We start from the raw sequence: 15,621 nt of genomic DNA, 5'->3' as shown, positions 1-15,621 counted from the left end.
CATTGGTCGACCACGACCGTTCCTTTGTGAACTACCCATTTCAAGGGCGCCCCCTTATGATGTCCACCAGACTTTTTACCCTGCGATGTCCCATGGCTGATTCCGCTTTTTTCTGCACCCTGTCCCACGAAGGCGTTCTCGCGGTCCGCGGCGTGGATGCCGGCAAATTCCTGCAAGGTCAATTGACCTGCAATCTCAACTACCTGAGCGACAGCCGTGCCAGCCTTGGTGCCCGCTGCACCCAGAAAGGCCGGATGCAATCGAGCTTCCGCATCCTGCTCGAAGGCGACGGCGTGCTGATGGCGATGGCCAGCGAGCTGCTCGAGCCTCAACTGGCGGACCTGAAAAAATACGCCGTGTTCTCCAAATCCAAACTCACCGACGAAAGCCCGGCCTGGGTTCGCTTCGGCCTGGAAAACGCCGACGACGTGCTCGCCGGCCTGGGCCTCGAACTGCCGGCCGACACCGACAGTGTGGTTCGCCATGAGTCGCTGATCGCCGTGCGGGTTTCCCCCGGCCGTGCTGAACTCTGGGCCCGCGCCGAGCAGGCGCCAGCGCTCAGGAGCCAACTGGCCGCGGCACTCGCCGAGAAAGACCTGAACCCGTGGCTGCTGGGCCAGGTCCGCGCCGGTATCGGTCAGGTGATGCCGGCCACCCGTGAGCTGTTCATCCCGCAGATGCTCAACCTGCAAGCCGTTGGCGGCGTGAGTTTCAAGAAAGGTTGCTACACCGGCCAGGAAATCGTCGCCCGCATGCAGTACCTGGGCAAGCTCAAACGGCGCCTGTATCGCCTGCAACTGGACGCCAGCGAACTGCCGGAACCGGGCACGGCGCTGTTCTCCCCGACCCACGGCAGCTCCATCGGCGAAGTGGTGATGGCTGCGCGAGCCGAGCAAAACATTGAACTGCTGGCGGTGTTGCAGGCCGAAGCAGCGGAAGATGGCAACCTGCACCTGGGCGCCCTGGAAGGCCCAACCCTGCAGTTGCTCGACTTGCCTTACGAGTTGGACCGCGACCGCGAGATCCAGCGCTGATCGCAGCCTTTGTCGCAACACCCTAGAGAACCGAAATGAGCGATTTGGCGGAGAAGGTCCAACGGGATTTGGTGGAGGCCATCGATAACGATGACCTGGTGTTGCCAACATTACCGGAAGTGGCCCTGCAGATTCGCCGGGCCGCTGAAGACCCGGAAATCAGCGTAAGCAACCTGAGCAAAGTGATCGGTCGCGACACGGCGCTTTCGGCTCGCCTGATAAAAGTGGTCAACAGCCCGCTGCTTCGCGCCACCCAGGAAGTCACCGACCTGCACACGGCCATCACCCGGCTTGGCGTCAACTACAGCAGTAACCTGGCCATTGGCCTGGTCATGGAGCAGATTTTCCATGCCCGCTCCGAGGTGGTCGAACAGAAAATGCGCGAAGTCTGGCGCAAAAGCCTGGAGATCGCCGGTGTCAGCTATGCGCTGTGCCGCGGCTACACGCAGCTCAAGCCCGACCAGGCGGCCCTCGGTGGGCTGGTGCACCAGATCGGCGTGCTGCCGATCCTGACGTACGCGCAAGACAACAACGAATTGTTGTCCGACCCCGTCAGCCTCAACCATGTCATCGAGACGATTCATCCGGTGCTGGGGGACAAGTTGCTCAGTGTCTGGGAGTTTCCAGAGAGGCTGGTGAAACTGCCGGGCTTGTACCTGGATTTCACCCGGGATACCCGGCAGGTCGATTATGTCGACCTGGTGCAGGTCGCTGCGCTGTATTGCTACAGAGACACCGACCACCCTCTCGGCAAGATCGATGTGTTTGCGGTGCCGTCCTTCAAGAAGCTGGGCATCGACCTGGACAACAAGGATCGCTGCGCGCACATCGAAGAGGCGCGGTCGATGTTTTACTAGCGAGCCGGGTGCGCCGAAGCGCATTGGAATCAGTCCGAGCCCGGTACAAAACTCACCCGCACCTTCAGCCCCCGCTCCTGCCCATCGTGCAGGGTGATCTGCGCCAAGTGAGCGCGGCAGATCTCACCGACGATCGCCAACCCCAGGCCGGACCCGGCCACTTGCTGGTTGCGACGATAGAAGCGCTCGAACACCCGATCGCGCTCGTGCAGGGGAATGCCAGGGCCGTCGTCCTCAACTTCCAGCACCGCCGGCGCGGTGACCCGCAGGATCACGTTGCCGCCCGATGGGGTATGCGCCAGGGCGTTATCCACCAGGTTGCTCAGCAACTCGTTGAGCAAGGTCGGCTCGCCCCGCAGCCACACCGGCTCATCGGCTTCCAGCGCCAACGCCACACCCCGGGCATGGGCCAGCGGCGCCATGGCCATGCCCAGCTCCCGGGCCAGCTGACTCATGTCGAGCAACTGCGCGCCGCCCTCGGCGATGGCGCGGGCGCCGTTTTCGACGCGGGCCATGGACAACAGCTGATTCGCCAGATGGGTCAAGCGGTCGGTGCCTTGGGCGGCGGTTTCCAAGGTTTCACGCCAGGTCGCCGGCTCACTGGCGCGCAAGCCCAGCTCCAGGCGGGCCTTGAGCGCGGCCAACGGTGTGCGCAGTTCATGGGCGGCATCGGCAATGAATTGCGCCTGGCGCTCGAACTGCCCGCGCAGCCGCTCGGTGAAGTGGTTGAGGGCCCGCACCAGGGGCCAGAGCTCATGCTGGACTTCCACCAGCGGCAGCGGACGCAAATCGTCCGGCTGGCGCTCCTCCACCGCCGTACGCAAGCGCTCCAGTGGACGCAATGCGGCACTGACCGCGAACCACACCAGCAGCAACGCCCCCACGGCCAGCATCCCGAGGCGCAGCAAGGTGTCGGCCATCAGGCTGCGGGCCATGCTGACCCGCGCCTCTTCGGTCTCCGCAACGCGAATCTCCGCCATGCCGTTCATGTTCGGCTCGCTCACGGCTTTGAGCAGGCTCACCACCCGCACGTTCTGGCCCTGGTAACTGGCGTTGTAGAAGCGCGCCAGGGCCGGGTAATCGTCGGTGCGTGGCGTACCGGGCGGCGGGCCGGGAAGGTTTTCATAGCCAGAGATCAACTGCTTGTTGATGTCATTGACCTGGTAATAAATGCGCCCGGCGCTGTCATAGGCGAAGGTGTCCAGGGCCACATAGGGCACGTCCGCGCTCAGGCTGCCATCGCGCTGGGAAAGCCCCGCGGCGATGGTTCGGGCCGAGGCCAGCAGCGTGCGGTCATAGGCGGTATCCGCGGCTTCGCGACCGTTCCAGTAGGCGCTCAGGCCGCTGGCGAGCATCAGCACCACCAACAGCAATGCGAGGTTCCAGAGCAACCGCCAGCGCAGGCTGTCGGGCTTATGCATCGCGGTTTTCCAGCAGGTAGCCCAGGCCACGGAACGTCACGATGGCGACGGCATGGCCATCGAGTTTCTTGCGCAGCCGGTGGACGTAGATCTCGATGGCATCCGCACTGGCTTCTTCGTCCAGGCCAAATACCTGGGCGGCCAACTGCTCCTTGCTCATCACCCGCCCCGGCCGGGCGATCAACGCCTCCAGCACCGCCTGCTCGCGGGATGTCAGCGTCAGCAGTTCATCGTCGAGGGTGAAACGACGGGTGTCCAGGTCATACACCAGCCCACCACAGCGCTGTTGGCGTTCGCCGCCCAGGACACTGCGCCGCAACAGCGCCTTGACCCGGGCCTCCAGCTCGGTCAGTTCAAAGGGCTTGGCCAGGTAATCGTCGGCCCCCAGGTTCAGGCCGTGGACGCGGTCCTTAACGTCGCTGCGGGCGGTGAGCATCAGCACCGGCAGGGTCTTGCCGCGAGCCCGCAGGCGCGCCAGCACTTCGAAACCGTCCATGCGCGGCAGCCCGACATCGAGGACGGCCACGGCGTACTCCTCGCTGCTCAAGGCCAGGTCTGCGGCCACGCCATCGTGCAGCACATCGACGGTCAAACCGGTGCTCTTGAGCGCCTGGGCAACGCTTTCGGCAAGCTGCAGATGGTCTTCGACGAGCAGAACACGCATGGGTTATTCCTCGATTCAGGGATGGCCGACGCCATTCTTTGGCGCGGAGTTTACAGCCGCAACGCCCACTGTGAAGCCAAAAAACAGCCTGAAAGGTATTGAAAGGTTAGCGAAAGGTTGGGCCGTTAGAGTCCCAGGACGGACAGTTTCGACTGCCGGTCGCGATGCGGATCGCGAACGAAAAACGCCTCGAAGCGTTTTCGCCGATAAGAACAATAAAAGCGGAGTGTTCATCATGCTGTCCATGCAGCGTCAGGCCACCGTGCCAGCCCACCTTTCCCGCTTCCAACAGACCGTCCTGGCCAGCTTCACTGCTGCCCGGCCTGCCGTTGTTCCATCGCGCCCCTCCCTGCCACGACCTGTGTCGGCCATCCTCGATGAGCAAGGCAAGGAGCCGGCATCGCCCCCTTCGTACCACACACAACAACAACTCCTGTGGAGACAATAATGAGCCTATCACTGCGTAAAGTCGTCCTGGCCGCCGGCTGCCTGATGTTCGCCGGGCAGTTGCTCGCCGAACCCAAGCGCCCCGAATGCATCGCACCGGCCTCCCCCGGCGGCGGTTTCGACCTGACGTGCAAGCTTGCGCAAAGCGCACTGGTCAACCAGAAGCTGCTGACCAAGCCGATGCGCGTCACCTACATGCCCGGTGGCGTTGGCGCGGTGGCCTATAACGCCGTGGTCGCCCAGCGCCCGGCGGACGCCGGCACCCTGGTGGCCTGGTCCAGCGGCTCGCTGTTGAACCTGGCCCAGGGCAAGTTCGGTCGCTTCGACGAAAGCGCCGTGCGTTGGCTGGCCGCCGTCGGTACCAGCTATGGCGCCATCGCAGTGAAGAGTGATTCGCCCTACAAGACCCTCGATGATCTGGTACAAGCCCTGAAGAAAGATCCAGGCTCAGTGGTCATCGGCTCCGGCGGCACCGTGGGCAGCCAGGACTGGATGCAGACCGCACTCATCGCCAAGGCCGCCGGGATCAACCCTCGCGACCTGCGCTATGTGGCCCTCGAAGGCGGCGGTGAAATCGCTACTGCCCTGCTCGGCGGGCACATCCAGGTCGGCAGTACCGACATCTCCGACTCCATGCCCCATATCCAGAGCGGTGACATGCGCCTGCTGGCCGTGTTCGCCGAAAAACGCATCGACGAGCCGGAAATGAAAGACATCCCGACCGCCAAGGAACAAGGCTACGACATCGTCTGGCCGGTGGTGCGCGGCTTCTACCTCGGGCCAAAGGTCAGCGACGAAGATTACGCCTGGTGGAAAGACGCCTTCGACAAGCTGCTGGCCTCCGAAGAGTTCGCCAAGCTGCGAGACCAGCGCGAGTTGTTCCCGTTCGCCATGACCGGCCAGGAACTGGACACCTACGTGAAGAAGCAAGTCGCCGATTACAAGGTGCTGGCCAAAGAGTTCGGCCTGATCCAGTAACCGTCTCTGTTCGCGCGGCGGCGTCGGCTACCCCGACGCTGCCCAGGAGTTAGTCATGCTCACCCTTCAACGTATTTTTGCGGCGGTGCTGTTGCTGGCCTGTGTTGGCCTGGCACTGATGGCCTGGCCTTACCAGGCGGCTTTTTCTTATGAACCCGTTGGCCCACGAGCCTTTCCCCTGCTGATGCTTGGGCTGATGGGCCTGGCTTTGTTGTACATGCTGTTTCGTCCCGCACCGGTCGTACACAGCGACGAAGACCCGCAACTGGACCGCGAAACCCTGCAGAAAATCGGCATCTGCATAGCACTGCTGCTGGTGTTCGCCGGCACCTTCGAACCTTTGGGCTTCATCCTCGCCAGCATTTTGGTCGGAGTGCCGATGGCACGCCTGTATGGCGGCCGTTGGGTGCCGAGCGTGGTGATCATCAGCCTGATGGCCATTGGTCTGTATCTGTTGTTCGACAAGCTGATGGACGTCCCCCTGCCCCTCGGCCTGCTCGACGTCCTGGAGAATTGATATGGATACCCTGAATTATCTCGGCCAGGGTTTTGGCGTGGCACTGACGCCTTACAACCTCGTCACCGCATTGACCGGCACCTTGATCGGCACCGTGGTCGGTTTGTTGCCGGGTCTGGGCCCGATCAATGGCGTGGCACTGCTGATCCCGATTGCATTCGCCCTTGGCCTGCCGCCGGAGTCGGCGCTTATCCTGTTGGCCGCCGTGTACCTGGGTTGCGAATATGGCGGGCGCATTAGCTCGATCCTGCTCAACATCCCGGGCGAAGCCTCCACCGTGATGACCACCCTCGACGGCTACCCGATGGCGCGCCAAGGCCTGGCCGGAGTGGCGTTGTCACTGTCGGCGTGGAGTTCGTTCATCGGTGCGTTCATCGCCACCTGCGGCATGGTCCTGTTTGCCCCGCTGCTGGCCAAATGGGCAATTGCCTTCGGACCGGCGGAGTATTTCGTCCTGATGGTGTTCGCCATCGTCTGCCTGGGTGGCATGGCCGGCGACCGTCCCCTCAAAACGTTTATCGCAGCGCTGATCGGCCTGTTCCTGTCCAGTGTCGGGATCGATGCCAACAGCGGCGTGTACCGCTTCACCGGTGACAACATCCACCTGACCGACGGGATCCAGTTCGTCGTGCTGGTGCTCGGCCTGTTTTCCATCAGCGAGATCCTGTTGCTGTTGGAGAAAACCCACCGCGGCCAGGAAGCGGTGAAAGCCACCGGGCGGATGATGTTCAACTTCAAGGAAGCGGCATCGGTGTTTGTCGTGAACCTGCGTTGCGGCCTACTCGGTTTCATCATGGGCGTGTTGCCGGGCGCCGGCGCCACCCTCGCCAGTGCCGTGGCCTACATGACCGAGAAGCGCATCGCCGGTGCCAGCGGCACGTTCGGCCAGGGCGACAAGCGTGGCCTCGCCGCGCCGGAAACCGCCATCGGTGGCGCAGCCTGCGGTGCGCTGGTGCCGATGCTGACCCTCGGCGTTCCCGGCTCGGGCACCACGGCGGTGATGATCGGCGCGCTGTCGCTGTACAACATCACCCCTGGCCCGTTGCTGTTCCAGCAACAGCCGGACATCGTCTGGGGCCTGATCGCGTCGTTGTTCATCGCCAACGTCATGCTGGTGATCCTCAACATCCCGATGATCCGCGTGTTCACCCGCATCCTGGCGGTACCGAACTGGGCGCTGGTACCGGTCATCGCCATCATCACCGGCATCGGTGTCTATGCGGTGCACGCCACCACGTTCGACCTGTTCCTGATGATCGGCATCGGCATCTTCGGCTACATCCTGCGCAAGCTGGACTTCCCGCTGTCACCGGTGCTGCTGGGCTTTATCCTGGGCGGCCTGATGGAGCAGAACCTGCGGCGTGCGTTGTCGATTTCCAATGGCGCACTGGAGATCCTCTGGTTGAGCCCGATCACCTTCGGTTGCTGGATCCTGACGGCGATCATGCTGTTCATGCCATTGTTGCGGATCTGGCGTCGTCGCGCCGCCCAACGACGTGCCCTGGCCAATGTCTGAGGCGACTTTTAGACAATGGTGGGGAACACCGCTGGTCGGCCTGGCCGGCGGTTACCTGGCCAGCCTGGTTGGCTGGCCCTTGCCCTGGATGGTCGGCTCGTTGCTGGCGATCATCCTGGTGCGCTGCCTGACACCCTGGCAGTTGAAGGAAATCCCCGGCGGCCGCAAATGCGGCCAATGGGTAGTGGGTATCGGAATCGGCCTGCACTTCACGCCCCTGGTGATGGAGCAGGTCCTGGGCCACTTCGGCCTGATTTTTTTTGGCGCGCTGATCACCAGCGTGTCCAGCGGGGTGAGTGTCTGGCTGATGCGCCGCACCGGCGAGGACCGCGCCACCGCTTTCTTTTCCAGCATGCCGGGCGGCTCCGGCGAAATGGTCAACCTTGGCGCCCGTAACGGCGCCGATCTGAGCCGCGTCGCCGCGGGCCAGAGCTTGCGGGTGCTGGTGGTGGTGCTGTGCGTGCCCGCAGCATTCAAGTACCTGTTGGGCGAAGGCTCCCCGGTACAACACGCCACGACCGTGGACTGGCTCTGGTTGGCGCTGCTGTTTCCAGCCGGCGCCCTGCTCGCCTGGATCTGGGAGCGCCTGCGCCAACCCAACCCGTGGCTGTTCGGGCCGCTGCTGGTGAGCGCGGCAGTGAGCATCGGCTGGGACCTGCACATCGGCTTGCCCCACGGCGCCAGCCAGATTGGCCAATGGCTGATCGGCAGCGGCCTGGGTTGTCATTTCAACCGACAGTTCTTCCGGCGGGCGCCGTCGTTCATGGGCCGCACCCTGATCGGCACCGTGTTGACGATGCTGATCGCCAGCCTCGCGGCCCTGGGCCTGAGCACACTGACCCACCTGGACCTGCGCTCACTGACCCTCGGCATGATGCCCGGCGGCATCGCGGAAATGAGCTTGACGGCGGAGACGCTGCAATTGTCGGTGCCGTTGGTGACGGCGTTGCAGGTCATGCGACTGTTGTTCGTGCTGTTTCTGGCAGAACCGTTGTTCCGTTACTGGATACGGCGCCAGGGGCAGGCCTGATTGCCTGCGGTGTTTTCTTCGCGAGCCTGCTGGCGAACAGGCCCCGAGGACGAACACTCAGACCGGCGGCAATCGCCAGTCGATCGGCGCCTCGCCGTGCTGTTCGAGGAACTTGTTGGTGCGGCTGAAATGTCCGCACCCCAGGAACCCCCGGTACGCCGATAACGGCGACGGATGCACCGAGGTCAGCACCAGGTGCTTGGTCGCGTCGATCAGTTTCTGCTTGCTTTGCGCATGGGCACCCCACAGCAGGAACACCAGGTGCGGCTGGTGCTCGCTGACCACTTCGATGACCCGGTCGGTAAAATGCTGCCAACCCTTGCCCGCGTGGGCGTTGGCATTGGCGCGCTCCACGGTCATGGTGGTGTTAAGCAGCAGCACCCCTTGGTCGGCCCAGCTTTGCAGGTAGCCGTGGTTGGGAATGTCGATGTTCAGGTCGCGCTTCAATTCCTTATAGATGTTCACCAGCGACGGCGGCGTCGGCACGCCCGGCTGCACCGAGAAGCACAAGCCGTGGGCCTGGCCCGGGCCGTGGTACGGGTCCTGGCCGAGGATGACCACCTTGACCTTGTCCAGCGGCGTGGAGTTGAGGGCGTTGAAGATCAGCGATGCCGGTGGGTAGATCTCCTTGCCCGCGGCGTACTCCCGACGCAGGAATTCGCGCAACTCTGCCATGTAGGGCTGGTCGAACTCGGCACGCAGTGCCTGCTTCCAGCTCGGTTCGAGTTTGATACGGTCATCAGCAGTCATGATTGCACCCGGTAGAAACAATGGGCGCACCCTAGGAAAGCCTACATGGCTTGTCAATTGATCTGACACAGAACCGGCACTTTCCCACGCAACGGTCATACTGAACATTCAAATTTCGGATCGAGGTCACGATGAATCTGCACTTCGAAGAACTGACGGGTATCACAGGAGCGCGCATCGGCGTCGCCACCCTGGATGCCGAAAAAACCCTGAACGCCCTGTCCCTGCCGATGATCAACGCCCTGCGTGACCGTCTCGATGCCTGGGCCAGAGAACCGCAAATCGTCTGCGTGCTGCTGCGTGGCAACGGCGCCAAGGCCTTCTGCGCCGGCGGTGAAGTCCGCAGCCTGGTGGAGGCCTGCCGGGCCAGTCCCGGTGAAGTGCCGCCCCTGGCCGCGCAATTCTTCGCGGCGGAATACCGGCTGGACTTCAACCTGCACACCTACCCCAAACCTCTGCTGTGCTGGGGACATGGCTACGTATTGGGCGGCGGCATGGGCCTGCTGCAAGGCGCCAGCACGCGCATCGTCACGCCCAGCAGTCGCTTGGCGATGCCCGAGATCAGCATCGGCTTGTACCCGGACGTCGGCGCCAGTTGGTTCCTGTCGCGCCTGCCGGGCAAGCTCGGCTTGTTCCTCGGCCTGACCGGCGCCCACATGAACGCTCGGGATGCCCTCGACCTGGGCCTGGCCGACCGTTTCCTGTTGGACGAACAACAGGACGACCTGATCGAAGGCTTGTTGCAGCTCAACTGGCAGGAACAGACCCAGATGCAGCTCAACAGCCTGTTCAAGGCCTTGCAGCAGGAAGCCGTCGCGCAACTGCCCGAAGCCCAATGGCTGCCGCGCCGGCAAAAAATCGATGAGTGGCTGGACGTCAGCGACGTGCGCTGCGCCTGGAAAGCACTGAGCCTGCTGGTGGACCACCAGGACCCGCTGATCGCTCGGGCAGCCCGGACAATGACTGAAGGTTCGCCCCTGACCGCGCACCTGGTCTGGGAGCAGATCCTCCGCGCCCGACACCTGTCATTGGCCGGTGTGTTCCGAATGGAATACACCTTGAGCCTCAACTGCTGCCGCCATCCGGAATTCAGCGAAGGCGTACGGGCACGGCTGATCGACAAGGATCACAAGCCCCATTGGCACTGGCCGGACATCAACCATATTCCGGAAGCCGTGGTGCAAGCGCATTTCCACAAGGCTTGGGAAGGTCGGCACCCGTTGGCGGACTTGTCCAACGAATAGGCGTTGAACGAGCCCTGTCAGTGCGGGCCACAACGTGGGTGTAAGCCAGGCAAAAAAAAGCGGCGCTCGATGCGCCGCTTCTTATTGCCAGGGGATCAGCGGTGGCCGCCTCTGCCTCGTCCGTCATGATCACCGCGTCCTCGATGATCATGTCCACCTCGATCGTCATTCCAGCCGCCCCGGTCGCGACCGCCCCAGCCATCCCAGCCACCCCGGTTCGGATAAGGCCGGTAGGCGGCCCGCGGTGGCGCGTAATAGCGCGGGCCTTGTTGGTAGTAGCGCGGGGCCGAATAGTAGCGCGGCGCCGGTTGGTAATACCGCGGTGCGTAATAGCCACGTGGGACCGAATAATAACCTGCGCCCCCGTAGTAGACCGGCGCGGGTGAAGTGTAGACCTCTGAACGGTAGTAGCTCGAGTCTCCGTCGTAGTAGGGCACGCAGGCCGAAAGAGTCAAACCGAGAAACGCAAGGAGCAGCAGTCGTCGATACATGGCGGCCTCCTGGACCGCGAATGGGCCACATCAGCGACGCTGATGGGCGGCAGTCGTCTTTGGATGACTGACGAATATTCAGACAGCAAAATCGGAATCTGGTGCGATATGGCAACAACTGGAAACATGTCCCTCGTCGCCCTCTTCCGGTGCGCGGCAGCACCACAAGCAAGCACAAATCCGCCCTCGCCCCTCCTTCCCCAACACCTGCCGTCTCTGGCCCGGGCCTTTGCCGGAGTTGGCACGTCTCTCGCTTTAACAAACCCGTGCAGGAGTCATCACAGGTTCGCGGCACCACAATTTGCAATGGCTGACTAGGGTTCCGGCTCGCTTCTGGCGAGTGGCTGGTCCGAGAGTTGGCGACCTCCAGTTGAGGTTACACGGCGGGACAAAAGCCCGGGAGACAAGCCACCGTTCGCGGTGCCGCGTTGCTCCTGTCCGCCCTTGATCAACTGGAGAACCACCATGCTCAAGCTTCGTCTGTCCGCCTTGCTCCTCGCCGCCCTCTCGGCCCTCGTGAGCTTTTCATCCGCTGCCGCACAAAAAGACCACTTCAGCGTCTGCTGGACCATTTACGCCGGCTGGATGCCCTGGGAATACGCCGGCAGCCAAGGCATCGTCGACAAATGGGCAAAAAAGTACGGCATCAAGATCGATGTCGTGCAGCTCAACGATTACGTTGAATCCATCAATCAGTACACCGCCGGTCAGTTCGACGGCTGCACCATGACCAATATGGACGCCCTGACCATTCCCGCGGCCGGTGGCGTGGACAGCACCGCGCTGATCGTCAGCGATTTCTCCAACGGCAACGACGGCATCGTCCTCAAGGGCGAGGGCAAGAAAGTGGCCGATCTCAAGGGCATGGACGTCAACCTGGTGGAACTGTCAGTGTCCCATTACCTGCTGGCCCGCGCCCTGGACTCCGTCGGCCTCGCCGAAAAAGACCTGAAAGTCGTCAACACCTCCGACGCCGACATCTCCGCCGCGTTCAACACCGATCAGGTCAAGGCCGTCACCACCTGGAACCCGATGCTCTCGGACATCAAGGCCCAGCCAGGCGTCAGTGAAGTGTTCAACTCCAGCCAGATTCCCGGCGAGATCATGGACATGATGGTGGTCAATACCCAGACCTTGCAGGACAACCCGGCCCTGGGCAAAGCGTTGACCGGCGCCTGGTTTGAAGTGGTGGCGCTGATGAATGCGAAAAACGCAGCCAGCCAGGCCGCGTTGGAACACATGGCCAAAGCCTCGGGCACCGACCTCAAAGGTTTCCAGGCGCAACTGGACACCACCAAGTTGTTCGCCACCCCCAAAGAAGCGCTCAACTTCGCCACCAGCGAACAACTGCCCGCCACCATGGGCAAGGTGGCCGAGTTCTCCTTTCAGCACGGCTTGTTGGGCGAAGGCGCCAAGGACACGAACGCGGTCGGCATGACGTTCGCCAATGGCGTGACCCGCGGCGACAAGGCCAACCTCAAGCTGCGCTTTGACCCGACCTACGTACAGCTGGCCGCCGACGCCAAGCTGTAAACCGGAGGACCTGGCATGCGCCTGATCAACCGCTACCCGGATCGCCCCAGCCGCTTGTTGCTGGTGATCCTGCCTTTCGCGCTGGTGTTGTTCGCCTACTTCATGGGCTCGGCCGAACGGTTGACGGACAATCCCAACGACAAACTGCTACCCAGCGCCGTGCAAATGGCCGATGCGGTCAAGCGCCTGGCCTTCACCGCTGACGCCCGCAGCGGCGAGTACCTGCTCTGGCAAGACACCGGCTCAAGCCTGCGCCGGTTAGTCATCGGCCTGGGCATCAGTGCCCTGGCCGGGCTGTGCCTGGGCATGGCCGCCGGCACGTTGCCGCTATTGGGCGCGCCGTTATCGCCGCTGCTCACCGTGGTGTCGATGGTGCCGCCGCTGGCTATCCTGCCGATCCTGTTCATCGTCTTCGGGCTGGGAGAGTTGTCCAAAGTGATGCTGATCGTGATTGGCATCACCCCGAGCCTGGCCCGGGACCTGGAACAGCGCGCCCGGGAAATCCCCTCCGAGCTGCTGATCAAGGCCCAGACCCTCGGCGCCTCGACCTGGACCCTGATGCTGCGGGTGGTGCTGCCGCAATTACTGCCGCGCCTGTTGATTTCCCTGCGACTGATGCTCGGTTCGGCCTGGCTGTTTCTGATCGCCGCCGAAGCCATCGCCTCCACCGATGGGCTGGGCTATCGGATTTTCCTGGTGCGCCGTTACCTGGCGATGGACGTGATCTTGCCGTACGTGGTGTGGATCACCCTGCTCGCCTGGCTGATGGACTGGGGCCTCAAGCGCCTGACCCGGCAGGCGTTCCCCTGGTATGAGGGGGCGAAGGCATGAGCTTCATTACGGTGAACAACGTCTGGCAACAGTACGGCGACCAGGTGGTACTGGAGCGCTTGAACCTGAACGTCGCCGAGGGTGAGTTCTGCACATTGGTGGGGGCCTCGGGTTGCGGCAAGTCGACCTTCCTGCGATTGCTACTGGGCCAGGAGTGCGCCAGTCGTGGACAGATTCTCCTGGACGACGCCCCCTTGTCCGGCGAGCCGGATATGAGCCGGGGCGTGGTGTTCCAGCGCTACTCGGTGTTCCCGCACCTGAGCGTGCTGGACAACGTCGCCCTGGGCCTGGAGTTGCCGCGCTCGCCGCTGCTGGGCCGTCTGTTCGGCAGCGCCAAGCGCCAGGCCCGGGAAGAAGCCGCACAGTTGCTGGACAAGGTCGGACTCGGCCATGCGCGGGATAAATACCCGGCGCAACTGTCCGGGGGGATGCAGCAGCGACTGGCCATCGCCCAGGCACTGATCATGAAGCCGCGCGTCCTGCTGCTGGACGAACCCTTCGGCGCCCTCGACCCGGGCATTCGCAAGGACATGCATGCCTTGTTGCTGGAGCTGTGGCGCGAAACCCGGCTGACCGTGTTCATGGTCACCCATGACCTGAGCGAAGGTTTCAGCCTCGGCACGCGCCTGCTGGTGTTCGACAAAGTCCGTGTCGATCCCCACGCCCCTGGCGCCTATGGCGCACGCATCACCTACGACATTCCATTGAACAGCGACCGCCGCACCGCCCGTGCCGCCGTCGACGCCCTGCCCGCCGAACTGGCCGGCACATTGCGTATCGCTTGAAAGGAGTTTTTCCATGACCGATTCGACCCGCTTGTTTACACCCTTCGCCGAAGAACTGCTGCCCGGCGGCGGCCACCGTTCGTTCGTGCTCAAGCGCGGCCAACTGCTGCGCCTGACCGATCTGCGCGGCGGGGCCAATGTGAGCCTGACGCTACTCAATGCCAACGAGAAAACCGAACGCCTGAACCTGCCTGACAGCCTCAAATGCCAACACACCGCCAAACTCACCGCCGGCCACTGCCTCTACTCGGACATGGGCCGGGTACTGGCGGCAATCACCGCCGACACCTGCGGCTGGAGCGACAGCCTGGGCGGTGTGCTCTGCGCCGAGGAAGTCGCGCAAAAGTACGGTCAGGGGCGCTATCAGGAACTGCGCAACGGCTTCTTTCGCAACGGCACCGACAACCTGTTGGTGGAACTGGGCAAATGGGGTCTGGGCCTATCCGACCTGTTGATGACCCTCAACCTGTTCAGCCGGGTCAACGTCGATGAGGCCGGCCACTTTCACTTCGTCGAAGGCCATTCCAAGGCCGGCGACTACATCGAGCTGTACGCACCGATGGACACCCTGGTGGTGCTGACCGCGCTGCAACACCCGATGGACCCGAACCCGCAATACGCCCCGCAACCGCTCAAGCTCAGCTGGATGAACGCCGATGCCAGCGTCGCCGAGCACTGCCGCCTTTCGCGCCCGGAAAACCAGCGCGGCTTCATCAACACCGACCGCCTGTTCGCCTGAGGATCGCTGCCATGTCACTCGCCATCGCCACCGCACACAAACAACCCGATACCGCCGTCTACCGTGCCACGATTCCCGCCGGGGAACCCTGGCTGGTGGAGGTCAAGGCAGGCCAGACCCTACGCATCCTCGACCTGGAAGGTAACCAGGCAGTCGATACGCTGTTCTACAGCCTGGCCAACCCCAAGGAGCGCTACGACGTGCAGCGCACCCTGCGCCGGCAAAACAGCGTTTATTTGAGCACCGGCAGCGTGCTGTATTCCAACCTCGGCCACCCGATGCTAACCATCGTCGAGGACACCTGTGGACGCCACGACACCCTCGGCGGCGCTTGCGCCCAGGAAAGCAACACCGTGCGCTACGCCCTGGAAAAACGCTACATGCACAGTTGCCGTGACAATTATCTGCGGGCCTGCGCCCACGATGGTCGCCTGGGCAAGGGTGATATCGGGCCGAACATCAACTTTTTCATGAACGTGCCGGTCACCGCCGACGGCGGCCTGACCTTCGAAGACGGGATCTCGGCGCCAGGCAAATACGTCGACCTGCGGGCCGAGATGGATGTGATCGTGCTGATCTCCAACTGCCCGCAACTGAATAACCCCTGCAACGCCTACAACCCCACGCCAGCGGAGCTTTTGATATGGAACTGAAACTCACCTGCCTGCGTCGCTGGCTGTTCACGCTGTGCCAGAGCCGATCGGGGCAATGCATCAAACAGCACTGACACCCAAAACCTCATGTGGGAGCGGGCTTGCTCGCGAAAGCGGTACGACAGTGACAT

16 protein-coding genes and 1 riboswitch are annotated in these 15,621 nt (G+C 62.9%); of the genes, 12 read left to right on the top strand and 4 right to left on the bottom strand.

The window, feature by feature from the left end; genetic code table 11:
- The first annotated feature begins 92 nt into the window (after positions 1-92).
- Both KI241_RS06655 and KI241_RS06650 read left to right on the top strand, forming a co-directional pair.
- On the top strand, positions 93-1,034 hold the full coding sequence (locus KI241_RS06655; protein WP_042732112.1) for a folate-binding protein YgfZ: 942 nt from the start codon (positions 93-95) through the stop codon (positions 1,032-1,034).
- Between the two features lie 35 nt (positions 1,035-1,069).
- Entirely contained in the window at positions 1,070-1,891 is an 822-nt protein-coding gene (locus KI241_RS06650; protein WP_042732113.1) for an HDOD domain-containing protein, read from the top strand.
- 29 nt (positions 1,892-1,920) lie between these two features.
- On the opposite strand, the gene KI241_RS06645 is transcribed toward KI241_RS06650, so the two are convergent.
- Together KI241_RS06645 and KI241_RS06640 are read right to left on the bottom strand one after the other, a co-directional pair.
- Positions 1,921-3,312: a sensor histidine kinase gene (locus KI241_RS06645; RefSeq protein WP_042732114.1), complete on the bottom strand. Its 1,392-nt coding sequence runs from the start codon at positions 3,310-3,312 to the stop codon at positions 1,921-1,923.
- Positions 3,305-3,976, bottom strand: coding sequence for a response regulator (locus KI241_RS06640; RefSeq protein WP_042732115.1), 672 nt, complete (start codon positions 3,974-3,976; stop codon positions 3,305-3,307). The genes KI241_RS06645 and KI241_RS06640 overlap by 8 nt, the downstream gene beginning before the upstream one ends.
- A 447-nt stretch (positions 3,977-4,423) precedes the next feature.
- Here KI241_RS06640 and KI241_RS06635 point away from each other — a divergent pair, with 447 nt between their 5' ends.
- The 4 genes from KI241_RS06635 to KI241_RS06620 are packed head-to-tail and all read left to right on the top strand — an operon-like array spanning position 4,424 to position 8,464.
- A complete protein-coding gene (locus KI241_RS06635; RefSeq protein ID WP_042732116.1) occupies positions 4,424-5,401 on the top strand; it encodes a tripartite tricarboxylate transporter substrate binding protein in 978 nt (325 codons plus the stop codon).
- A 55-nt stretch (positions 5,402-5,456) separates the two neighbouring features.
- Positions 5,457-5,918 (top strand): tripartite tricarboxylate transporter TctB family protein, encoded by a 462-nt coding sequence (locus KI241_RS06630; protein WP_047739244.1) that lies wholly within the window; start codon positions 5,457-5,459, stop codon positions 5,916-5,918.
- 1 nt (position 5,919) lies between these two features.
- On the top strand, positions 5,920-7,434 hold the full coding sequence (locus KI241_RS06625) for a tripartite tricarboxylate transporter permease (protein ID WP_212803485.1): 1,515 nt from the start codon (positions 5,920-5,922) through the stop codon (positions 7,432-7,434).
- Positions 7,427-8,464: an AbrB family transcriptional regulator gene (locus KI241_RS06620; protein ID WP_053147327.1), complete on the top strand. Its 1,038-nt coding sequence runs from the start codon at positions 7,427-7,429 to the stop codon at positions 8,462-8,464. The genes KI241_RS06625 and KI241_RS06620 overlap by 8 nt, the downstream gene beginning before the upstream one ends.
- A gap of 57 nt (positions 8,465-8,521) precedes the next feature.
- Here the strand turns inward: KI241_RS06620 and ung are convergent, their stop codons facing one another.
- Complete coding sequence (gene ung, locus KI241_RS06615) at positions 8,522-9,217, bottom strand: uracil-DNA glycosylase (RefSeq protein ID WP_161796124.1); 696 nt, start codon at positions 9,215-9,217, stop codon at positions 8,522-8,524.
- A 128-nt stretch (positions 9,218-9,345) separates the two neighbouring features.
- Between ung and KI241_RS06610 the strand changes: the two genes are divergently transcribed.
- Positions 9,346-10,458 (top strand): enoyl-CoA hydratase/isomerase family protein, encoded by a 1,113-nt coding sequence (locus KI241_RS06610; RefSeq protein WP_042731925.1) that lies wholly within the window; start codon positions 9,346-9,348, stop codon positions 10,456-10,458.
- A gap of 95 nt (positions 10,459-10,553) precedes the next feature.
- Here KI241_RS06610 and KI241_RS27720 read toward each other — a convergent pair whose 3' ends face one another.
- Positions 10,554-10,949, bottom strand: a complete 396-nt coding sequence (locus KI241_RS27720) for a hypothetical protein (RefSeq protein ID WP_083454201.1) — start codon at positions 10,947-10,949, stop codon at positions 10,554-10,556.
- Positions 10,950-11,252: 303 nt separating this feature from the next.
- Positions 11,253-11,354, top strand: a riboswitch (guanidine-I (ykkC/yxkD leader).
- Between the two features lie 60 nt (positions 11,355-11,414).
- On the opposite strand from KI241_RS27720, the gene KI241_RS06605 reads away from it, so the two are divergent.
- Genes KI241_RS06605 through KI241_RS06585 form a run of 5 tightly spaced genes read left to right on the top strand, consistent with a single transcriptional unit; the run spans position 11,415 to position 15,490 of the window.
- Positions 11,415-12,482, top strand: a complete 1,068-nt coding sequence (locus tag KI241_RS06605; protein ID WP_042731926.1) for a putative urea ABC transporter substrate-binding protein — start codon at positions 11,415-11,417, stop codon at positions 12,480-12,482.
- Between the two features lie 15 nt (positions 12,483-12,497).
- Positions 12,498-13,313 carry an ABC transporter permease gene (locus KI241_RS06600; RefSeq protein ID WP_042731927.1) on the top strand — a complete coding sequence of 272 codons (816 nt, stop codon included), beginning with the start codon at positions 12,498-12,500 and terminating at the stop codon, positions 13,311-13,313.
- A complete protein-coding gene (locus KI241_RS06595) occupies positions 13,310-14,098 on the top strand; it encodes an ABC transporter ATP-binding protein (protein ID WP_042731928.1) in 789 nt (262 codons plus the stop codon). The genes KI241_RS06600 and KI241_RS06595 overlap by 4 nt, the downstream gene beginning before the upstream one ends.
- A 13-nt stretch (positions 14,099-14,111) precedes the next feature.
- Entirely contained in the window at positions 14,112-14,837 is a 726-nt protein-coding gene (locus KI241_RS06590; RefSeq protein ID WP_123579516.1) for an urea amidolyase associated protein UAAP1, read from the top strand.
- Positions 14,838-14,848: 11 nt separating this feature from the next.
- On the top strand, positions 14,849-15,490 hold the full coding sequence (locus tag KI241_RS06585) for an urea amidolyase associated protein UAAP2 (protein ID WP_042732480.1): 642 nt from the start codon (positions 14,849-14,851) through the stop codon (positions 15,488-15,490).
- Positions 15,491-15,621 lie beyond the last annotated feature (131 nt).

It is taken from the genome of Pseudomonas sp. Cab53 (assembly GCF_018325965.1).
Taxonomy (GTDB): domain Bacteria; phylum Pseudomonadota; class Gammaproteobacteria; order Pseudomonadales; family Pseudomonadaceae; genus Aquipseudomonas; species Aquipseudomonas chlororaphis_E.
This window is presented reverse-complemented; position numbering and strand designations above follow the sequence as displayed.